General features: G+C 38.3%; 17 protein-coding genes. 6 read left to right on the forward strand and 11 right to left on the reverse strand.

Going from position 1 to position 23,093, the window contains the following annotated elements:
* Window positions 1-43 precede the first annotated feature (43 nt).
* Window positions 44-2,218 (reverse strand): S9 family peptidase, encoded by a 2,175-nt coding sequence (locus GQR56_RS14345; protein ID WP_166112661.1) that lies wholly within the window; start codon window positions 2,216-2,218, stop codon window positions 44-46.
* A 192-nt stretch (window positions 2,219-2,410) separates the two neighbouring features.
* Between GQR56_RS14345 and GQR56_RS14350 the strand changes: the two genes are divergently transcribed.
* Window positions 2,411-2,881, forward strand: coding sequence for a DUF2721 domain-containing protein (locus GQR56_RS14350; protein WP_024609978.1), 471 nt, complete (start codon window positions 2,411-2,413; stop codon window positions 2,879-2,881).
* Window positions 2,882-2,974: 93 nt separating this feature from the next.
* The gene (locus GQR56_RS14355; protein ID WP_166112664.1) at window positions 2,975-3,427 is read left to right on the forward strand and encodes a cytochrome c; all 453 of its coding nucleotides are present in this window, start codon (window positions 2,975-2,977) and stop codon (window positions 3,425-3,427) included.
* Between the two features lie 92 nt (window positions 3,428-3,519).
* Here GQR56_RS14355 and GQR56_RS14360 read toward each other — a convergent pair whose 3' ends face one another.
* Window positions 3,520-6,693 (reverse strand): efflux RND transporter permease subunit, encoded by a 3,174-nt coding sequence (locus GQR56_RS14360; RefSeq protein ID WP_166112667.1) that lies wholly within the window; start codon window positions 6,691-6,693, stop codon window positions 3,520-3,522.
* 14 nt (window positions 6,694-6,707) lie between these two features.
* On the reverse strand, window positions 6,708-7,886 hold the full coding sequence (locus GQR56_RS14365) for an efflux RND transporter periplasmic adaptor subunit (protein ID WP_166112670.1): 1,179 nt from the start codon (window positions 7,884-7,886) through the stop codon (window positions 6,708-6,710).
* A gap of 287 nt (window positions 7,887-8,173) precedes the next feature.
* Between GQR56_RS14365 and GQR56_RS14370 the strand changes: the two genes are divergently transcribed.
* Entirely contained in the window at window positions 8,174-10,681 is a 2,508-nt protein-coding gene (locus tag GQR56_RS14370) for a zinc-dependent metalloprotease (RefSeq protein ID WP_166112673.1), read from the forward strand.
* A gap of 68 nt (window positions 10,682-10,749) precedes the next feature.
* Here GQR56_RS14370 and GQR56_RS14375 read toward each other — a convergent pair whose 3' ends face one another.
* From GQR56_RS14375 to GQR56_RS14390, 4 genes are all read right to left on the reverse strand, one after another.
* Window positions 10,750-11,538: a PhzF family phenazine biosynthesis protein gene (locus GQR56_RS14375; protein WP_166112676.1), complete on the reverse strand. Its 789-nt coding sequence runs from the start codon at window positions 11,536-11,538 to the stop codon at window positions 10,750-10,752.
* A gap of 19 nt (window positions 11,539-11,557) precedes the next feature.
* On the reverse strand, window positions 11,558-12,031 hold the full coding sequence (locus tag GQR56_RS14380; RefSeq protein WP_166112679.1) for a pilin: 474 nt from the start codon (window positions 12,029-12,031) through the stop codon (window positions 11,558-11,560).
* Window positions 12,028-12,852 (reverse strand): hypothetical protein, encoded by an 825-nt coding sequence (locus GQR56_RS14385; protein ID WP_166112682.1) that lies wholly within the window; start codon window positions 12,850-12,852, stop codon window positions 12,028-12,030. Before GQR56_RS14385 ends, GQR56_RS14380 begins: the two co-directional genes overlap by 4 nt.
* A 66-nt stretch (window positions 12,853-12,918) precedes the next feature.
* Window positions 12,919-13,533: a PQ-loop repeat-containing protein gene (locus tag GQR56_RS14390; RefSeq protein WP_033024247.1), complete on the reverse strand. Its 615-nt coding sequence runs from the start codon at window positions 13,531-13,533 to the stop codon at window positions 12,919-12,921.
* Window positions 13,534-13,821: 288 nt separating this feature from the next.
* Here GQR56_RS14390 and GQR56_RS14395 point away from each other — a divergent pair, with 288 nt between their 5' ends.
* Together GQR56_RS14395 and GQR56_RS14400 are read left to right on the forward strand one after the other, a co-directional pair.
* A complete protein-coding gene (locus GQR56_RS14395) occupies window positions 13,822-14,955 on the forward strand; it encodes a PepSY-associated TM helix domain-containing protein (RefSeq protein WP_166112685.1) in 1,134 nt (377 codons plus the stop codon).
* 49 nt (window positions 14,956-15,004) lie between these two features.
* Window positions 15,005-16,156: a tetratricopeptide repeat protein gene (locus tag GQR56_RS14400; protein ID WP_166112688.1), complete on the forward strand. Its 1,152-nt coding sequence runs from the start codon at window positions 15,005-15,007 to the stop codon at window positions 16,154-16,156.
* Window positions 16,157-16,185: 29 nt separating this feature from the next.
* Here the strand turns inward: GQR56_RS14400 and GQR56_RS14405 are convergent, their stop codons facing one another.
* The 4 genes from GQR56_RS14405 to GQR56_RS14420 form a co-directional block, all read right to left on the reverse strand.
* Window positions 16,186-19,002, reverse strand: a complete 2,817-nt coding sequence (locus GQR56_RS14405) for a hypothetical protein (protein ID WP_166112691.1) — start codon at window positions 19,000-19,002, stop codon at window positions 16,186-16,188.
* Window positions 19,003-19,133: 131 nt separating this feature from the next.
* Window positions 19,134-20,678: a PH domain-containing protein gene (locus GQR56_RS14410; protein WP_024609987.1), complete on the reverse strand. Its 1,545-nt coding sequence runs from the start codon at window positions 20,676-20,678 to the stop codon at window positions 19,134-19,136.
* Entirely contained in the window at window positions 20,671-21,204 is a 534-nt protein-coding gene (locus GQR56_RS14415) for a PH domain-containing protein (protein ID WP_346775769.1), read from the reverse strand. Before GQR56_RS14415 ends, GQR56_RS14410 begins: the two co-directional genes overlap by 8 nt.
* A 21-nt stretch (window positions 21,205-21,225) precedes the next feature.
* Window positions 21,226-22,089 carry a D-hexose-6-phosphate mutarotase gene (locus GQR56_RS14420; protein ID WP_166112694.1) on the reverse strand — a complete coding sequence of 288 codons (864 nt, stop codon included), beginning with the start codon at window positions 22,087-22,089 and terminating at the stop codon, window positions 21,226-21,228.
* 444 nt (window positions 22,090-22,533) lie between these two features.
* Here GQR56_RS14420 and GQR56_RS14425 point away from each other — a divergent pair, with 444 nt between their 5' ends.
* Entirely contained in the window at window positions 22,534-23,016 is a 483-nt protein-coding gene (locus tag GQR56_RS14425) for a MarR family transcriptional regulator (RefSeq protein WP_024609990.1), read from the forward strand.
* The last annotated feature ends 77 nt before the right edge of the window (window positions 23,017-23,093 follow it).

Genomic DNA, 23,093 nt, shown 5'->3' on the forward strand with positions numbered 1-23,093 from the left:
AAAGCACCTTATTGAGTTAAATCTATTTAAATATAAAGATTAACTACTTTTTAATACCCGCTAAATCAAGCATAAATGCATAGTTTAGCGCGGTATCTTCTAAGCGCTTAAAGCGACCCGATGCACCACCGTGCCCTGCTTCCATATCTATTTTAAACAGTAACTTATTGTCATCAGTTTTATAGTCACGCAGCTTAGCAACCCATTTTGCAGGTTCAAAGTATTGAACTTGTGAATCGTGCAAGCCAGTCGTTACCAACATATTAGGATACGCTTGCTTAGATACTTGGTCGTATGGCGAGTAAGACAGCATGTAATCGTAATACGCTTTTTCGTTCGGATTACCCCATTCGCCGTATTCATTTGTTGTAAGCGGAATGCTCGCATCAAGCATCGTTGTTACTACATCTACAAACGGTACCGCAGCAACCATGCCTTTATAAAGCTCAGGCGCTTGGTTCGCTACTGCGCCCATTAATAAGCCACCAGCACTGCCACCTAACGCAAATATTTCATCTTTTGCGCCATACTTTTGAGAAACCAATGCTTTGGTTACGTCAACAAAGTCGTTAAACGTATTCTTTTTAGTTAGTAGCTTACCATCTTCGTACCAAGGGCGACCTAGCATTTGCGAGCCACGTACATGGGCAATTGCAAATACAAAACCACGGTCTAACAAGCTCAAACGTGAGCTTGAGAACGTTGGATCCATTGTTGCACCGTACGACCCATAACCATATTGCAGTAGCGGGTTAGTGCCATCTTTTTTAAACGCATCTTTACGGTAAACTAAACTTACCGGTACTTTTATGCCATCGCGAGCGGTTACAAAAATACGCTCTGACGCGTAATTTTTAGCATCAAAATCACCTAACACAACCTGTTGTTTAAGAAGCGTTTTATCGCCAGTCGCTAAATCTACATCGTACGATGAGCTTGGTGTAGTCATGCTTGTGTAGTAAACACGTAACGTACTACTATCTATATCGTTATTGCCATAAGTACCAATTGTATAGGCGCTGTCGTTAAAGCTCAGTGGTAACTCTTTACCTGTTTTTAAATCACGCGCAATCAACTTTGATTGGCCCATTTCACGTTCTTGGTAAACTAAGTAGTCATTAAATAAATCAATGCCTTCGAGTTTAATGTCGTCGCGCGCTGGGATCACACTTTGCCAATTAGCTTTGTCGCCTGCTTTATCAATATCAACTTTCATCAGCTGAAAATTTACAGCATCTAAGTTAGTTACAATATAATAAGTGTTTCCTAGTTTCGAAATTTCATATTCAAGCCCTGCTTCACGCTCAATTAAGCGCTTAGGCATTGCTTTAGTATCATCAGCACTTAATACCGATACACCTGATGCCGCTGTGCTGCTATGCCAAATATAAATCTCTGACTCGTCTTTACTCTTACTCATACCCATGTAATAACTGGTATCAGTTTCTTCGTAAATTAGCTCATCATCAGCTTGCGGTGTACCTAACGTATGACGGTAAACTTGGTAACCTAACAAGGTTTGTAAATCTTTTTTAATGTAGTAAACAGTTTTATTATCGTTTGCCCATACAATGCCACCATTGGTGCCTTCAAGAGTGTCTTCGAGTAATTTACCTGTTGTTAAATCTTTTATTTTTATACTATAAATACGACGGCTAACGGTATCTTCCCCATAAGCCATTAAATTACCATTAGGGCTTACATCTAAGCCACTTACCGCATAATAATCATGATCTTTAGCGAGTTTGTTTACATCTAAAATCACCTGCTGATCGGTACCTGCAAAATCACTACTGCGCAAATAAGTGGTGTACTCGTTATCGCCACGTGTTTGCGATGAGTAAAAATAATCACCGTTTTTAACTGGGACTGAATCATCGTCTTTTTGAATACGCCCTTTTAACTCTTCAAACAACTCGCTTTGCAGTGTTTTAGTATGTGCGAGCATTGCATCAGTGTATGTGTTTTCAGCTTCTAAGTAGTTAATTACCTCTGGTGCTTTACGCTCGTCATCACGTAGCCAATAGTAATCATCAATGCGTGTATCACCATGAATAGTCATTTCATGCGGTACTTTTTTAGCAATAGGCGCAACAGCTTGTGCAACTTGAGTTGCTTTAACCTGCGTATTATTTTTTTGAGTTACTTCTGGGGCTTGATTACAGCCACTTAAAATAGCTAGCGACAATGCAGCAAGTGCAAATGGAGTATGTTTCATCAGTCAAAATCCTTATTGTGTTTTTATTTTTTATTAAGTAGTTAAATATACCTATAAATGACCTTTATTGTGATTTAGTTTGTGAAGCTATGTAAAGTAAATCAACGTAATTCCTTTTTACTTAACAAGCCTACATCAGGTACTCTGTAAATATAATAAGTCACTTTTAAGCTCAACTGATTAAGGGTAGTAATGAATAGCGAAGTAATAAATATTTTAACCATGGCTAAAGTAATTCAAACAGCCGTTGCTCCGGTATTTTTAATCACTGGTATAGCGGCTACTTTAGGTGTTTTATCTAATCGCTTGGCGCGAATTACCGACCGAGCACGGCTACTAGAGCGAAGACTAAAAGTAAATACAGACGACGATTTTAACAAATCATTAGCTACCGAACTTAGAGCACTATTAAAGCGATCTCGTTTTATACATATCGCTTTTAGTTTAAGCGTATTAAGTGCGCTATTGGTGTGTGCTGTTGTTATGTTTTTATTTTTATCGCACATTCAGTCTATTAATTTAAGTGTAACCATTGCTTGTTGTTTTGTTGCAGCAATGGCATTTCTCATATGTGCATTTATTTCATTACTTGGAGAAGTATTTTTGGCTACCAGAAGTATGCGCCGAGGGATGATATTTGCTGATATAGGACTTAATGATTAAGTTTTAATTAAATCCATCGTATTTGCTTGAATAAAAACGACGTTAGATACAATATACTTAATCAACAAATATAATTTTCAACAGGGGCAAACTATGAAATTTAAAACAATCTTAGCAACAATAGCATTAGCAACATGTACGCTTAGCGTATCAGCTAACTCAGCATTTAAAGAGCCAAGCGATGCTATTGAATACCGCCAAGCAGCATTTTCTATGATTTCAGTTCAAATTGGCGACATGGGCGCAATGCTAAAAGGCAAAGTACCTTTTGACGCAGAGCAATTTCAAAAGCGTGCTAACAACGCCGCTGCTTTATCTAAAATGCCATGGGAAGCGTTTTACGAAGGGACTGATAAAGGCGACACAGCTGCACTTGCTGCTGTTTGGGCCGAAAATGCAACCTTTGTTGAAAAAGCGAATGCTTTTGCAGCAAATGCAGATAAGCTAGCGTTAGCAGCTCAATCGGGCGATAAAGCCGTAATTGGTAAAGCATTTGGTGCATGGGCTAAAGGCTGTAAAGATTGCCATAAACAATTTAAAGATTAATTTTTATTGTTGTAACTACTTAAAGTAGTAACAATAAAAAAGCACTCAACGTTAACCGTTGAGTGCTTTTTTGTATTTGTTATGCAAGTACTTTATTTGTTTAACGAAACCTTCTGCGGGCGACGTTTAAATACAGTTCTAATCCCACCTAAAATGCGTGGAAACACCTTACCAATATCACTTAATATAATGTACAAACATGGCACTAATATAAGTGTTATTAATGTTGCAAACATAACAGCAAAACCAAGTGCTACAGCCATAGGTATAACAAACTTAGCTTGCAAGCTTGTTTCAAACATAATTGGCAGTACACCTGCAAATGTAGTAATTGAGGTAAGTAATATAGGCCTAAAGCGAGCGCAACCAGCTTCTATTACGGCATCTTTAGTATGAACGCCTGCGCGGCGTGCCTGATTAATAAAGTCAGTCATTACCAACGAGTCATTAATAACTACTCCAGCAGCAGCAATCAAGCCAAAACCCGACATTAAGCTCATGTCTAAACCAAACCAGTAATGCCCCCAAATTGCGCCTGTCAGGCTAAATGGAATAACCGACATCACTATTAAAGGTTGTGAATAACTTTTAAGTGGTACAGCCAATAATATGTAAACTAAAATCATACCGCCAATAAAAAACAATTGTTGCTCATTTGCTTGTGCTTGCTGCTCTTCTATTGCGCCGCCTAATTCAGACTTAACACTTGGGTACTCTTCTTTAAGTTGTGGAAGTAGGTTTTCTTTAACTTGTTTAACCACCTCACCCGGTTCGATTGCTTCTTCGTCAATGTTGCCATAAACGTACACTGTACGATAACCACCTTCTCGACGAATATAGCTAATACCAGGTGTTTCTGTCAGCTCAACCACATCTCCTAATAAAACCTCTCTGCCTTGTGGTGTTGTAACAACCGCATGCTTAAGCGATGAAAATGCTTCACGAGTGAGCTTAGGGTAACGCACCATTACGCGTACTTCTTCACCACGACGAATAACACGCTGCGCTTCGCCACCATAAAAACTTGCCCCAATTTGATTCGCTATCGCCGCTAAGTCTAAACCTAAGTCGTAAGCAACAGGCTTTAAGCTCATTTGTATTTCTTTGCTTGCTGGGTCGATAGTTGAGCTAATATCAAACAAACCTTCCTGCTGTTGTAATAACTGTATAAAACGACGACCCGCATTATTAAGCGTATCGATATCTGATCCATATAATAAATAGCCAAACTCGCCATCACTACCACCGCCTCCAGCACCAACATCATCTTGAATAGTTAGTGATTTAACACCTGCGATATCTGGCATCGCTTCACGCCAGCGTCGAGACAGCTCAAATGCATTATATAAACGTAAATCTTCATCTACTAATGGCGCGAGTAATTGCGCCTCAGTACGACCTTGATTAAACACCAGTACATCACGCACCATTTTCTGGCCTTCTTTACGCTCTGTTTCTCTATCAACCTCTAGCACCATAGCTTCAATTTCACGAATCGCGTTAATGGTTTGAATGTCTGACACATTATCATTCATTTCTAGATTAATTTGAGGGAAATCGTGGGGTACCTTAGGCGAAGGGATCGTACGAACTTGACCAGATGAAATCAAACCAAAAGTTAAGATTAACAGCGCAATAAAACCAAACATAACTGTCCAGCGCCACTCTATGCAATTCACTATAAATTGTTTGTAAGGACCATTAACAAAACCAAAAAAACGATTATTAAAACGCGCACGCCAACCGTCGGGTTTAATCGGTGAAAAATGCGTATGTGCAATATGCGCTGGTAAAATTAATTTCGATTCAATAAGGCTGAAAATTAAGCACAGAATAACAACTACCGAAATACCGTAGAATAAAGCACTTTCAGGACCGCTAGAAAGCGTAAATGGTGCAAACACAGCTATGGTTGTAAGTACACCAAAAGTAGCTGGAGTCGCTACACGCTTTGCCCCATTGACCACATTAACAACACCGCCACCTTTTTTCTCTATTTCGGTGTAGGCGCTTTCGCCTATGACAATGGCATCGTCCACCACAATCCCTAGCACCATAATAAATGCAAATAAAGACACAATATTAATCGTCACACCAAACAATGGCATCATCATCATCGCGCCCAAAAAGCACACCGGTAAGCCAATCATTACCCAAAGCGCCAATTTAAAGCGTAAAAAGATTGATAGCATAATTGCGACCAAAATAGCGCCTTGAAATAGGTTAGCTTTCATCATATCTAAACGTGCATTTAGGTAGTAGGTAAAGTCCATCAACGGCTCTAGACGCACTCCCGGTGGTAACGCTTTATTTTTTTGATCAATATACGCTTTCACTGAATCAGCCACGGGGATAATACTTTGCTCTTCCGTTGCTTTTACCGATAAATAAACTGCATTTTCACCGTTAAATTTAAAGTAGCGCTCCCCTTCAGTAAATTGGTCTTTAATTATCGCAATATCTTGCAGTAATACCTTAGCGCCATTAGCACCAATTTTTACCGGAATTTGTCTAAACTCTTCACCAGAGTAAAACTGATTTTCTACTCGAACAGAAATAATACCTGCGTCTGTTTTTAATTGCCCCGCCGAAAAGTTAGCAGAGTGACGACGCACTGCATTCATTACATCACTGAGTGTTAAATTATATTGGCGTAGCGTATCTGGCTCTATCTCAATAGCAATTTCATCAAGCGGTACATCGTTTACCACCAACGATACATTAGATAACTGTAGTAATTCATCTTCTACTTGATTTGCTATAGGCTTTAGTTCAATTAAGGGTAAATCAGCCACTAACGTCATACCAATTACGTCTTGACGAAACTCAATCTGACTTATGGTGACCGGTTCCATACCTGAGGGAAAAGTAGCAATACCATCAATACGCAACTTTACCTTATCAAGCACGTCGGTTAGCTCAGCATCGGTATTAATTTCAAGGCTAGCTCTACCGCTGTTTCTAAATGCGCGATACACACCTTTTTTAATCTCTGTTATATCTTTTAATGATTCTTCAACTTTAATAAGTATACTTTCTTCGATTTCTTGTGGTGAAGCACCAGGATAATTAGCTTCAATATTAATGTAGTTAACTTCTATGTTAGGGAACATTTGTCGCTGAATCGTAAAGTAACTTATCAATCCCATTACAATGATGAAAAACATCATTAAATTTGCAGCTACTGAGTTATTAGCAAAGTAAGCAATAATACCCGTTTGCTTTTCAGCTTTTGGCGCTGTATTTGGTAGTTCAGTGTTATTCATAACTCAATCTACCCTTATAGTTCTTCAGTGGCGGCACTTTTTGGTGCATCTATTTTTTTAGTATTTTGAGTACCAACGATTTTTACAGCCATGCCTTTTTGCGGATATTCTGGCAAAGTGATAACTAACTTATCATCCGCTTGTAAACCACCACTGATATAAAAATACTCACCTTCTTCACGAATAACGGTTACCTTTCGTGGTTCAAGCTGTTGCTCTTCATTAACTATCCATACAGTTTTGTTATTAACTAACTCTTGCGGTAAACGATAAATATTATTAAGTATTGATCCTGCAAAATTTACCTGAACGTAACTACCAAACTTAACTGTTGGTTGCTTATTTTTAAGTCCATACGGGTCCTCTATACGCACTACCAAACTAGTCATACGCGTAGCGTTATCAATAATCCCTAAATCACGGTCAATTACCCCTTCTCGGGTAAAACTATTTAAGCCTTTTTGAACGACAGTAGCTTTAATACCTTTAATTCGTTTTGGTAAAAATACGCTATCAAACCCTGCGATAGGAATAATCACTTCGGCGGTTTCAATATTGTTTAGCTCAGCAACTTGCGAACCTATAGTTACGTACTGCCCAACACCTACATTACGGCTAATCACTAAAGCATCGTAAGGGGCTGTAACATCACAATTATCTAAGTCACGCTGTGCACGTTTTAATGCAGCTTGCGCCGACTTAACAGATGCCTGTGCACTTAATACTTGAGGTTTACGTAAAAATAAATCTGTACGCGCTTTACTTGGAAAACGCTTTGCTTCGTCCTCCGCTACTTGCGCTTGCGCTTGCTCTTCTATTAAGCCTGCTTGTGCGCGAGCAATTTCTGCCTCAGCAACAAGTACGGCAGCTTCGTAGTTATCTTTTTCGATAGTAAATAGCGTCTCGCCACGAGCAACTACGCCACCGGCTACAAAATTAGGGTGCCAACTTAATACCTCGCCCGACACCTGCGCCGAAAGCTGTGTATTTTCAAGAGGCTTAACTTCGCCGTAACTATTTATAATAACTTGGTGATCGTTTGCAGTCACAGGCTCAACTTGCACCGTTGGGCGAGTATCAATTACTTCTTTTTTTTCTGGCTCTTGTGCAATGGCATTTATTCCCATAAAGCCAACAACACCAACAATTAGCGCTACAAATGGAAAAACCCATTTAAGTGAATTTGTTTGCATACCTTATTATCCCCAAAATTCTATTAACGTTATAATAACAGAGCTAAATGAAACATTAAGGTGACATTTGTAAGCAACTGTTGCAGTTATAACTTAAATCATCTTAATAATTGCGCAGTAAAAATAAATGTCTGTAATTTAATCTGTTAGTTATATTTTGTTACAAACTTTTATTTATTTAAATCAAATGGTTAAATTAAGCGAATCGAATTTCATCGCGTAGCTGTGTTAAATAATATTAATTTACGTACAGTCCAATTATATTAACAAATATTAAAAGTCTCAAAATGAAGTTAACTACAATTACGCTTGCACTTAGTTTAGCGCTTAGCGGTCATGCATTTGCAGCCGATAAAAAAGAAGATAAAGAACCAAAAACTCTTAGTGAAATGATTAAAGGGCAAACCGAATTTGCCGGTATATTTAGCCTTTATCAAGACGAAAAAACCGGCAAGCACCTTATGGTGATTAACGAGTCCCAACTTAATACACCGTTTGTATATTTTGCCCATACTGTTGATGGCGTTACAGATGCAGGTCATTATCGTGGTTCGTACCGTGAAACTAAGTTAATTGAATTTAGAAAATACTTTGATCGTATCGATATTATTAGCAAAACACCTCGTTATAAATTTGACGAAAACAGTGCCATTTCAAAAGCGAGTGATGCCAATATTAGTGAAGCGGTACTTGCGAGCATTAAAATAGAAAAAGAAGAAGACGGTAAAATAGCATTCAATGTAAATAAGTTATTTTTAAGCGAAGCACTTCATAAAGTATCGCCTACACCAAATCCTGCCGATAAAAACGCTAAAAAGCGCTTTAAAGTAGGCAAATTAGACGATAAAAAATCACGCATTATTAAACAGCGCCCATACCCTAATAACTTAGACGTGGTTGTTGATTATGTATTTACTAATCCAAACCCAACGGTACGCGGCTCAAATGCAGTAAGCGATCCGCGTAGCGTATCGGTAAAAGTACAACACTCGTTTGTTGCTCTACCTAGCAACAACTATGCACCCCGTATGGATGATGCTCGCATTGGTTATTTCACAAATCAATTTGATCAAATGACATCTACCGATTGGGCACCTTATCAAGATGTTATAAAACGTTGGGATCTACAAAAGAAAGACCCAAATGCAGCGCTTTCAGAACCAGTAAAACCAATTACTTGGTGGATAGAAAACACCACACCAATTGAGTGGCGCAATACTATTCGTGACGCTGTTTTAACATGGAATACTTCTTTTGAAAAAGCCGGTTTTAAAAATGCCTTAGAGGTAAGAGTACAACCAGATGATGCAGATTGGGATGCGGGCGATATTAATTACAACGTACTGCGTTGGACTTCATCACCTAAACCTCCATTTGGCGGATACGGACCAGCACTTGCTAACCCATTAACTGGCGAAATACTGGGTTCAGACATTATGCTTGAGTTTGTATTTATGAAAAACCGCTGGATTTACGACACACTTTTCACACAAGGAACAATGAGCCACGGTGAAACAACAAATACCGGCGAGCTAAATTGCTCACTAGGGCATGAGATTCAACAAAATCTAATGCTTGCCAAAGGCCTTGCTAGCGGCGACAAAATTGAAGATAAAGAAATGCTTCGCCAAGGTCTAACGCAATTGGTACTTCACGAAGTTGGTCATACTTTAGGTCTTAACCACAATATGAAATCATCAATTTTGTGGGATGAAAAAGAAGTACACGATAAAAACAAAACCCAAGGCATAGTAACCGGTTCTGTTATGGATTATGCACCGGCTAACATTGCCCCAATTGGTATGCAGCAAGGTGATATTTTTCAGACAAAACCTGGTCCTTACGATGATTGGGCAATTAACTATGGCTACAGCGTAGCGCTTGCAGATGAAGCTGCTGAGCAAGCTAGACTTGAAAAAATACTTGCTCGATCAAGTGAACACGCCCTTGCCTTTGGTAACGATGCAGACGATATGCGCGCACCAGGTCGCCATATCGATCCACGTGTAATGATTGGTGATTTGTCGTCAAACCCTGCGGCCTATGGCGCAGATCGTATGGCGCTAATTAATAAACTATTTACTGAGCTAAAAGATAAAGCAACGGTTAAAGGTGAGTCTTACCAACAACTTGTTACCTCTGCTAATACCTTATTTGGTCAGTATAGAGCTCAAGCAAATGTTGTTTCTCGACAGATTGGTGGTGTGTACGTTGAGCGGGCTGTAGTAGGTGATACAAACGCAGATAAACCATTTACACCGGTATCGCTTGAGCGTCAAACACAAGCAATGGATATATTAGCCAAGTTTGTATTTGCACCAGACGTACTGCAAAACATGCAACCTCTATACAGCTACTTACAACTGCAACGTCGTGGCTTTAATCACTTTGGTAAAAATGAAGACCCTAAAGCACACAAAATGATTTTAGGTATGCAAAAATCTGTACTTGCGCAGCTATTACACCCAGCCGTATTGCTGCGTATTTCTGACACAGCTTTGTACGGTAACGAATATAGCCTAACTCAGTTTATGGAAGATTTAACCGCCAACATTTTTGTAAAAAGCAAAGACGCAAACTCTATTAGCCACAACTTACAAATAGAGTATGTGAATCAGCTAATCGCGATTGCAGGTCTTGGCAGAGCAAGTAAATACGATAACTTAGCTAAAACAGCGGCGTTATATCAGCTAACTCAAATAGCCGATACTAGTGTGGCGTGGGGAGCTGATACAGCAACTAAAGCGCATAAAAAATATATTGACCGTTTAATTGCAAAAGCGTTAGAAGCGTAAGTAACTTCTAAAATTGAGCAAAAAGGCCACGTTAAACGTGGCCTTTTTTATAGAGCGAGATTTAAAAATTAAATATAAATAGTGCCTTTTAAATACCTTACAGCATGTCCGGTTAAAGTTACCGTTGTATCACCCACTTCACAGCTTAACTCCCCGCCTCTGCTTGAAGCTTGATAAGCACTTAACGTAGTTTTTCCTAATTTCTGCGCCCAAAAAGGGGCTAACCCCGTATGAATAGAGCCTGTTACATAATCTTCGTCGCCACCGCTTGCGGGCCAAAAATAACGAGATATAAAATCGTAATCATCACTAGGTGCTGTAGCCACTACATCCAGTGGATGAAGTGTTTTTAAAAGTTCAGAGTTAGTTGTTAATTCAATTATTTGATCAGCGCTTTCGTAAATAGCAAAGTAAGCTTGACGATTTTTAAGTACTTTACTCGGTTGTATAGACAAGCCATCAAGCAATTGCTGCGGTACATTTTGTAACTCAACTGGTGCTTGTTTAGGAAAGGTCATTGCAAAGCTACCGTCAGCGTTTTTATTAACGATTAGCTCACCCACCGCATCAGCAATAAAGCGAATTTGCGATGTTTTATACTCTTCACATAAAACATAGGCTGCCGCAAGTGTGGCATGACCACAAAAATCTATTTCCATTAACGGTGAAAACCAGCGAATAACAAAACTGCCATCGTCTTGCTGGCAGGTAAAAGCAGTTTCAGATACGTTATTTTCAGCGCCAATCTTTAGCATTAAATCGTTACTTAACCACGATTCAAGTGGGATCACTGCCGCGTAATTACCTTTAAACAACTCACTCGTAAATGCATCAATTTGATGAATAGTTAATTGCATTTTAATCCCCTAAACTATTTTATATACACGCTGAAGGTAAAATGTCTTTTGGTACTGTTGTTCTGTTTTCGCCAACTGCTTGCATGCCAGTTACTGGTTCGTCAAATCCACATAACCATGCAATTGGACTTGTAGGGCTTCCTGTTACTACTGCTGGTCTGAATGTTAAAACTGTATTTTGCAAAGGCTGTGAAGCTTTATTACCGAGGCTAATATGAATAGCACCATTATCGACTGTGATGCCCGTCACTCTATTACCAATTAAGAACTTACTTGCAGGTACACCCGCTTGCTCATTACTTGCTGGAAAGCGTCTGTTTTCAAGATAATAAACAGTAACGTCTTCTCGAATGGCAGCAGCCATTGCAAGTGGGTCAACAAGTTCTGCTTTTTGCATATACTTACTGTACTGAGGTAGAGCAACCGCAGCTAAAACACCAATAATAGATACCACCACCATCAACTCTATTAACGTAAATCCTTTCGTTTTCATAACACATCTCCTAGCATAAATATTGGTTGATAAGCCGCTTTAACAAACAGGTAAATAGACACAACAATGACTAAACCATAAATAATAACGAGCTTATTTATATAGCTTTTAATATGCGCATTAAGCAATTTTAACTGCTGCTTTAATAACGCTTTAAATTCTTTTTGTGTTTCTAAACCTAACAACTCGCATTTGGCTAAATGCTCGGTTTGGGGTGTAGAAGCTTTAACACCTTCTTTATAATTACTTGGAAATAATAACGTGGTAATTAAAGAGTTGTATTTATTAATTAATTGGCGAGGAATGAGGACTTTAAATAAACCTGAAAAAGGCTGTAGCTCTGTTAGAGCACTCGCTTTTTTAAGCTTTAAAATAACTGTAAAAATAATACTTAATAATAAAACCAATAAAATGATTGGCACATACCAATAAGTAAAATAATCATCAAATACATGATTTAAAGAAACTGTGTGCGTGCTATATATCTCTACAAAAGTAGGCACAACAAAAGACTGATACAACAAAGAGGATAAAACATAAATAACAAACACAATGGTTAAGTAACCAAGCCAACCCTTAGACTCAAACTTAAATTCATCAACTAACTCTGGTAAACATTGATAATGCGTAGCTTGTTTTTGCGACGTTGCTTCATCTTGAGATGCAATTTGCGTCGCTAAATCATGTGCTAATTTACCGTCCATACCGCTATTGGTATAAACATTTAAATGTGACTGCGTACTTAATTCAACTTTTTGCTCTGCACTGAGTGTTTTAGAGCTATAAACACGACAGAAATACCCAAACTGATTCCAATTCATACTTTATCCTTTTATTAGATAAAGTAATTTGCCATAAACAAAGCTAAATAGGAATGAAAGTAGCGTTTAAATAATTGCTGGTCGCATTCTATAATATTGCATGCAACCAAATTGCACCGCATTGGTAAGCAATAGCATAATAAACATAAGTAAGTGCGCCGTACTTGGTACAGCAGCTGTAAGCTCAACAATTAAACCACAAATACCTGCAATAAACTGTAAGCTAAAATAGCGTGCGCTTAAATTACTCACATTACCCGTACGCAGAGTTTTATAAGTTTGCGGCATAACTCGTACCGAACTCATCACAAGCCCTACATAAGTTAAAGCATTTAACACTGTTGCAGTATCAAGATTAGAATTTAAAAGCAGCGAAAAAGGCAGTAACGAAAAACCTAACATGGTAACCAACTGCACACGCTCTCGTGGAGCTGCGTTGAAACGTGCAAAAAAATACAAAATAAGCCCGCTTAATGCACCCGTTACAAAAAATGGTAATGCAATATAAAAACGCTCAAAGTAAATATTGTAAGTTATAAAGTAAAGGCTCTGCGCCAACCCAAATGTCATCATTAATAGTGATAAACCTGAGACACTACGATTTTTTCGAATTTTATTTAATAATGGTAAAAAACTAAACACCAAAATAAATGAAGACAATATAGGCAAATAATGCGCCAAAACAACCTCGTTCGTTAAATAACTGTTAATTAAAAATACAAATAAAAGCTTTTATCAAACATTTGTTTTAAAAGGTTTTTACCATGAGCGCGGCATTGTAAAGCGGAGCAAGTTTAACTCAACTAAATAGCAAACTCTTGTTTTGGGTACTGGCAAGTTGGGTATACAAAAGCGTGGAATTAAGTTCACAGTTAGTAGGTTTTATTGAAAGTTATAACACCAACTTTTAAATAAAAATGATAGTTGTTATCATGCGCAAAACATTAACTACTACGTATAAAGCTATCTATGAGAAAAACTCTTTTTAAAATTCACAGTTGGGTCGCTCTTACAGCAATTATTCCGCTGATTGTTATTAGCATTACTGGCAGTGTATTAGTTTTTAAAAGTGAAATAGATGGCTTGCTTATGCCAAGCAGTCACTTTGTTGTAAAAGCATTACCAGAGCGTATGCCAATCGATAAATTAATTGCTAAAACAGAGCATACTTACCCAGAGTATGTAGTAGGTAGTTGGGAAATATTTAACGATGATACTGCGGATCGGGTTTACTTAGTTAAACGCGGGACAGAGCAATGGTATAAGTTTCATTTAAACCAGTATACGGGTGACATTTTGTCAGAGCCTGTAGGTACCAGCCATTATTTTACTGATTGGTTTTTAGAACTGCATTACACCTTTTTACTTAACGACTTTAAAAACTTACCAGGGCAAACCGGCACTGTTCTAGGCTTCTTTTTTGCATTGTTTTTATTGGTGTTAGGTATTACTGGGCTTATTATTTATCGTAAATTTTGGCAGCGTCTATTTAGTGTGCGCTGGCGTGCAACACTGCAAATAGTACTTAGCGACATTCATAAAATGACGGGGGTTATAGGATCTCCCATCATTATTATTTTAGCTATTACAGGTGGCTACTTTAACTGGGCGGTGTGGTATCACGAAGTTATTGAACACGCTGAAGAAGAACACTTTGTACTAACCAAAAACTTACACAGTAGCGATATTTCTTTTCAACACATACTAGACAATAGTAAAAAACAAATACCCACTTTTAACGGCACGTTTTTAGTTATGCCACTCGAGCCTGACGAAAACATTACTTTATTTGGCGAAGTAGATACAACCAACCCGCTTGCGAGCGAATATGCCAATACGGTTAGCTACGACAAGCTAACTGGCGAGCACATAGCTAACTGGGATATTCGCGAAGTAGGTGTTGGCTGGCAAGTAATTGATAGCTTTAGAAAGCTTCACTTTGGCTACTTTGCAGGGCTTATTAGTAAAATACTGTGGTGCGTAATTGGCTTGAGCCCTGTGTGGCTAGCCGGCACGGGCTTTTATTTATGGTTTACTCGCCGAAAACGTAAAAAACAGTCACAAAAAAATCGTTCTAATAAGCGCCACACAGCAAACACTTGATTAAAAATCCACCCCATTGTAATGTAAAATTTAACAATGGAGTGGATTTATGATGTTTTACAAAATAGCAGTCTGTATTACTTTTTTATGTTTAGTTGGATGTAACACAACCAAAGTTCAGCAAGTAGAGCAAAAAATACAGCTTGAACAGCTATTTAATCACTCTTTGTTTAACAAGCTAGATACCCTTTCTGAGCACAGTATTTTTGAGTTGCCAACCGCTGAAAAAGAAAAGTTATTAGCCTATGCCAAAAATCAAAGGCAATCTCATATCCGCGATGACCGCATTATTTTCAACTACCTCGAAAGCCACTTAGCTAATTTTAAATACCATGGCGATACACTTACTTCAGCTCAAACTTTAAATCTTTCTCAAGGAAACTGCATAAGTTTAGCCGTTTTAACACAAAGCTATGCACAAACGCTTGGCTTAGAAACCAGCTTTCAAGAAGTAACTAGCGAGCCGGTGTATGCAAAAGAAAGTAACCTTGTTTATGTAGCTAACCATTTTAAAACAAAAGTATATGCACCAAAAGAAGATGAGAATATTATTGATATTTTTAGAGTGGGTACTTTAATTGACTACTTTCCTAGTCGTGGTAGTTTTTATTCAGGCAGTGCCGATTACAACGATTTAGTTTCTAAGTTTTATAGTAATTTAGCTGCTACGGCATTAGCAGAAGAACAGCTCGATACTGCCTACTCACTTATTTTACAAGCAAACAAATACACTCCTAATGACCCTGAGTTATTTAATATGGCGGGAATTTTACATCGCCGTGCTGGCGACCTAATAAATGCAGAGATAATTTATCAAACAGCACTCGATAACCAAGCACCTAGTATTAACCTGCTTAGTAATTATAAATTGTTAGCAAAACAGTTGGGGAAAAATGAACTCGCAGAAAAATTAACTAAGCGATTAGTTAATAAAGAGAGCGACCCTTATGAACTGCTTGTAATCGCTAAAAACGATTTACAACTAGGGCAAATAAACAAAGCAAAAAACCACCTCGAGCAAGCTATTACCAAAGCGCCGTATATCGCAGAATTATATTTAGAACTCGCTAAAATTCGCTATCAACAGGGTAATGCTAAACAAACTCAAACCTTACTTGAAAAAGCAATCGAGCTAGAACGTGATAATCAAAAACTTAATGTATATCAGGCTAAGTTACTGTCGTTACAAATGGACAAATAACTTAGCCAAACCGTGGTTAACTTTAAACGTTAAAGTGAATAATAAAAGCTTAACCACGCTCGCATTTCATCTTCAAAACTATCGCCTTCTACTCGCGAAAGCCCCATATTAAACGTTAAATCGTTTACACCCGCAGGGCCCATTCCAAAACTAAAATCACCTTGGTACTTTAAGCCGTAACTTTGTGCATATACAACATCATCGAGTTGATGTTGCTTGTAATAAAACCACGGCATGCCTTCTTTAAGGCTAAAGCCGCCACCGTAACCTTGATAGCGCTTTGCAGTTGCGCTGTAAAAAGGCAGCTCAGATGAAAGTACATAATCACTACTTTGCTGCTGATTAATAAGGTTTGAGCTAAAGCCACCTAATGCAAGGCTGCTGTCGTCACGTTGCTTTTGATCAAAGTTTGCATAAAGAGGAATACCAAACGCTTTACCAAAAATTTGGGCGGCTAAATCGTAACCTTGCCAATTATTATTTTTGGTGCTGCCATCGTACCAATTCGCATAAACACTTTGCCCTATTGCAAAATCTTGACGATCATATTGCCAATTTTGAGCAACGCCTAAACGCGTCCAATTTTTATGGCTTTGCTTATAATCAGTGTAATTGTAGGCAAGCTCTGGCGTGACACTTAGCTGCCCAAATTTAACTGGGTAACTTATTGCGGCAAAACCACCACGGGCATCTATGTCGGCATTTAAACTTGCTTGGTACTGGCGCGATGTATTTAAATTGTAGTCAAACAGTGCTAGTTTTAGTTTTACATCAAGCGCATTATATTTTGCCTGCACATAACCACCGTGCAGTGCTCCATCGTGTAAATCAGTGCTATACCCCGCTTGCAAGTCGAGCTGTTTTAATAAGTCGCTACTTTTAATGCTTAAATCTAACAAACTTGTTGAAGCCGAATAATACTGAGAGCCAATCGCGAAAGTAGCGTGCTGGTCGAGTACGTTGTAATTTGTTTGCTCTGTAGTTTCGTGTGTATATATTTTGGCTTTTGGAAGTGTATGTTCGTTTACTATTAGCAACGGTGCTTTTTTGTTAGCTGCAAACTCAGTAACTACAGTGCTATTTTTAGCTTTTGGCAGTGTTTTTACATTTGGTCCATCTGCGGTTATCGAAAAATAGAGCAGCGAGCCATCAGCCATTTCAATTGGGTGGGCAACTGCCTCTTGTCCTTGGGTTAACTTGGTGAGCGTTTTACTTTTAATATGATAATTATAAATATCGGTGGCGCTATTTAAGCCTGCAACAAAGTAAAGTGACTCGCCATTAAGACTAAAGCTCGGCTGACTTAAATATTGATACCCGTTTGGCATAGGTACCGATAGCTGTTGTTCGCCGTTTATATCTTGTATATACAACTGCCAGTTTTCATTTAATGACGTTGATAAATAAGCTAACTTAGTCTCATCAGGACTGAGAATTGGGTAATCGTAAGTTGTCTCAAGGCTTTTTGTAAATAATGGCGTGATGGTTTGCGTATTGAGGTCAACCTTCACTAATTCAGAGTAACCGTCTCTTATTTGTTCGCCATATAAGGTTTCACCGTTACTGGTTACGTTAAAGCGGCGTATACCAGCAAGCTCGGTAAGCTGTTCAATATTACCAGTCTCAGTGTTATAGCTAAATATGTCAGACACTTTGTTATAAATACCCGACTCTTCATTGCTGTACGCATTAAAATATAACGTTGTGTTATTTACCCATTGCGGGTTTGCAATACCGGCTCGGTTAATTTGATTAAGCACTTGTTTTTGTTCACGCTTAAATACACTTGGCGCTGTATCGGGGATGTCTTGTGCATCGTTTTCGAGTAGCTCTTTTTGCGCTTTAGTAAACTCTTCTTGCGCTTTAATGTTGTCATCAGTGCTGTAAATTATGAGCTTGGTATTACTCTCTTTATCTCGCTCAACAATTGCAATTTTACTCCCATCTTTTGAAAGAGCAGGATTGCTTGCATATAAGTTAAGCTCAAGCCAAAGCTCACTATTAAGTAAAGGCTCTCCTTGCTCTATTTGCATTGCTTTATAGGTATATTCAGCTATAAATCGGCGATATAGCTTGGCTGCACTTTGCCCAAACACACCGCTAAATGCCTCATCAAAATCACGCGTTTTTACGCCCTGCATTCGCGTCCAAACGCTATCAAGTATTTGCTCTGAATAGTTTTTCTCTAACCAATTTAAAAAGCGACTCCCCATTAAATACGCCATTGAGCCGCCCATAAAACCCTGCTCGCCATTTAATTGCCCATAGGCTGGCAGTGCGCCCTGTTGAGCAAATTCTTGCAGTATTGACTCAGAATAGTTATCAAACAAACGCCCACGCCCCGTCATTTTAGACTCAATTAACGTGGCATAACCTTCGGCTACCCAGCGTGGTGTATTGCTGTAGGTTAAGTCGTATAAATCCCATATGCTACGTACTTTTTGCTGCCAATCGTTACGTGTAGGCTGTGCTAAATGCACTAAATGAATATATTCATGCAGTATAAGTAATTGCTGCCAGCCAGCGCTGTTTGATATAACTGTATCGGATTGTGGTGGGGTTGTAAAAAGCGCCATTACAGGATTATTTGAGGTAGGTAGCGCAAAGCCATTGGCTGCATTTAAGGGATCAAACACCACTACATCAACTGTTTTATCGAGTGCTCGGTTTTGCTGCTCAAGCACTTTAGTACGCACTATTTCAAGCTCTATTGCGCTCGATTTAGCAAAGTCAGTATGCTCAATACTATAGTGAATATTAAAGTGTTCGGTATGAATAGTTTGCCAATCAGCGGCAAAGCTTGGTGCAGAGAGTAATAAAGCAGAAGCGATAAGTGTTTTTTTCATGAGTGTCCCTAAAATAATTCCTTAATACCATCTAGGGTATTATTAAATGTCTTTCATGGGCAGTAAGAAAGTGTAATAAAGCATGTGCAAATGTGTATTTACACATGCCTTGTTTTTTTAATGAAGAGGTATTACATCCAGCTGCGAGTATCTGACTCAATCTGCTTAATTGTAAAATCAATAATAAAGTCAGCATCTTGTTGCTTTATGTAGGGCATGAAAGCAAAACCTGAAGCAAGTTGTATGTATAAGCTTTTTAAGCCTGATTTACGCATTAAATACGTACTTATACCGCGTGCACTTTGCGCTTTATAAAGCTCAAAAACACGATAATGCACACCAATCATACCCTTGCGTACAACCATATAAAATCGACCATTATCTTCATGTAAATAATAGCCATAACGTTGATACGACAAGATCACTAAGCCAGAAAAAACAGCAAGTACGCCAAGGCTAATCAAGCTGTTAGTTTCGGTAATAAAACAAAAACCAAACACTAATGCACTGGGAAATAATGCATAAAAAGCTAAGTTTTTATACAAAAGCGCTCGCTCTGCGCGCTTAAAAGCGAGTTTTTTACTATTAAACCACGGGTAAATCCATTGGCACACGCTATCTACTTTCTCGGCGCTTAGTACTGGTAATACGAGTGTTTGCTTATTTTTTTTAGCTGCAACACCTGCAATCGCACCACCACTACTCGCTTGTAAACATTCAACGGTAAATCGCTTTAATATCCGCCCCATTAAATTTTGCTTTATAACAATAGACTGCACCTTATCCATACTCATGGATAACTGGTGGCGTTCTAACAACCCAGCAATACGCTTAAACTTTTGACCTTTAAAGTAAAGTTCAAAGTTATAAAAACGAATAAGCGACATAGTCACCGAAAGCATAACAGCCATTAAAACTAACATGGCAATAAGAGTGATCATCGCAAACGTAGCTGCATTTGCCATTATGCCAAGCTCTTGCTGATAAAATCCCTCAACTTTAGATACTATTTCTTTTTCTAAAAAGTCGATGAGCATATTTATAAACGGAGCAAGCGCTGCAATAGCTAATATTGCCATGTTAGACATTAAACCAAACTTGGCTATTTCTTTGTTACTAATGCGCAGACTGTTTTCGGTAATATCTGTTTCGCTTTGCTCATCGAGTTTTGTTTCTTGTTGTTGCGCTTTAAAAGCAAAAATTTGTTTGCGAATCTGCTGTGCATAGTCTTTTGTCAGCCCAGGTAAAACAACCTCCTGCGACACACTACCGGCGGCATCAACAATACAATTAACTAAATTTACGGGGATAAAGTAAAACGGCTCAGCAACATTTACATTTTGAACGCGAGCAAAACTAAGGGTAATTCGCTCTTTTTTAAATACACCTTTTTTAAGCAGTATTTCGTTCTCGTCACTTATACAAAACCGAAAATTTAAAAAATATAAAAATGAGTAAACAAGTAACGAAACCAAGGCAATTGCGCCCGCTACTTGCGCCCAAAACAGTTTGTTTTCGACCTGTGTAACAAACACGACAAGCATTGGTAATAAGTTAAGTAAGCCATCCTTTATAAATCGCACACTAAAGTGCACTACAAAATATAAAAGCGCCCAAGACGATACCTTTTGCCAATGCAAAGTGCGCGTTTGCTCATCTGTTGTTGCGCTATTCATCAGCAAACTCTAATTCTGGGCACGTGTTTTCTTGACGATAGCTTTGTACAAACTGACGTATATTTTTACAATCATCATGGGTTAAACCGCTAATTTGCAAATCAGCACTTACGCCACCAGCACTAAATAACTTTAAGCTAGCAAGGTCGAGCTTTCGCTCTATTGGTCCTCTGTGTATTTCTATGTGTTGCACACGCGCTAGTGGCAATATAGTAACTTGTTGCCAAATAATTCCTTTTTTAAAAGCAATATCGTGACTGCGTACAGCCACTCCTTGCAGCTTTATACCCAGCATGTTGTACAGCATTGATATAACTACTAAAATTGGTACGCCTATTAATAAGTACGTTTGTGCATTATTAGCAAAAGTCTCGTTAAAATAACAAACAGCAATTAGCACTCCTATCAAAGGAATGTAAAATGCGAGCCAATTAAGTTGCGTGTGCAGTAGTGCTTTATCTGCCAAAGGCTTAAAGCTAATATCACTATGCTTTGGTAAATCCATTATTTGTTGATTGTTAAACACAATTAGTCCCTTTCACTGCTTTTAATTATTATTAGCTTGCCAACTAATGGTAGTTATTAAAGTATGGCTTTGTTTTGGCTCAAGCGTTACTGCATCATCTAAAACATTAGCAGCCTCTAAACACACCATTGTTTTATATTCGTCATCAGCAAAGTTAGATAAACGTTTTGATTTTTCAATCCACGGGTTCCAAAGTACACACGAACTTGAATTTTCGCGGCTTACACTAATAACACCCTCGGGTGTGTTTATGGTTTGCTTTGTACTTGCTTGTGTATAAACCATGTCGGTTTCGCGTTCAAAGCCAACAATTTCATTTTGCAAAAATGGTCCTTCACCAAACTCAACATATTGTGCGTTTTGCAAACCATCAACATGAGTATTTTTTATGTCCGATGTAGGAAAGTATGTATGCAGTGCTTGGGTAAAACTAAATGGCGTATTTCCTAAGTTAGCTGTAGTTAAACGAACCTGTAATTTATCGCTTAATACAAACTCTACTTTTAATGCTGACTGATGCGACCAATACGTTGTGTTAACTAACTTCATTGGTAACTTTAAGCTTATTGTAATTTGTTCGTCAGACTCGTGTACTTCGTCTGCCTGCCATAAACTTGTACGTGCAAAACCATGAGCGGGCCAACCATCATTAACATGTGTACCAAACCACGGCCAACAAATAGGGATTCCGCCACGTATACTGGCACCTTCTAAAAAAGTTTCATTTTGTGATACCCAAATAAGCGGCGCCTTACCGTTAGGCTTAAACTCGGTAATTTGCCCGCCCTGCAAAAATATTTTTGCATCACACAAATTACTCGTTACATTAATGAATTCAAGACCGGTTTCGGTGTGCTCAATACTGACTGATGGCGATAATTTCATACCTTGTCCTATAATACTGATACTAAAGATTTTTGGTGCTAATACGCACACAATAAAGCATGCTCAAAGTATAAACTATACGCACTAAATATTGATTATACTAAATGCACTGTGTATTAATTTATTCATAGCGGATTAATATTTACACAGGTAACTTACAAACAATTACTTTGTACTAACAGTTGTTATTAAATAATACTAAAGTCTAACCGTTAAAACTTGCGAATAAGCGCCAACATACGTACTGTGCGCAAATCTTAGCTAACAACTTGTTAAGAACATTTAATTATATGCAAATACATTATGCTGATATTAATTACAGCTCAAACTAATAAAAACCCATAAAATCGGGTTTAAATACAATATATAATTTGAATTCAATTTATTTGATGTGTAACATTTCGCGATTACGGCAAACCACCGCTCTTTCGACGAGACAAGCAAATGAAAAAATATGACGAGTTATTAGTTTCTTTACGTAAAGTGATCCGTGCAATTGATCTACATTCTAAGCAACTTAATAAAACGGCAGGCTTAACGGGGCCACAACTGCTTATAATGCAGGAAGTTTCTCAAACAGATGGCATAACGGCCAGTCGTATTGCCCAAAATGTAAATTTAAGCCCGGCAACCGTCACCAACATTCTCGACAGAATCGAAAGTAGAGATTTAGTAACACGCGTACGCAGTCAAATGGATAAACGACGAGTGAGTTTATACCTCACCGACAAAGGAAAAGAGTTACTTGAAAAAGCACCTCAGCCATTGCAAGAACACTTTATTGAAAAGTTCTCTGCACTAGCTGAATGGGAACAGAGTCTTTTACTCTCATCAATGCAGCGCGTAGCAGCAATGATGGATGCAGATAAATTAGATGCATCACCCCTACTAGAAGTTGGTGCGCTTACTCAAGCTCCTAAAGAATAAACAATAAAAAAAACACATAGTTTTTGTACTTACTCTAAACGTAAGGCGTTTTTTTACGCCTTGAATTTTTTATTTTT

The sequence above is a fragment of the Pseudoalteromonas sp. Z9A5 genome, from assembly GCF_011378875.1.
Taxonomy (GTDB): Bacteria; Pseudomonadota; Gammaproteobacteria; order Enterobacterales; family Alteromonadaceae; genus Pseudoalteromonas.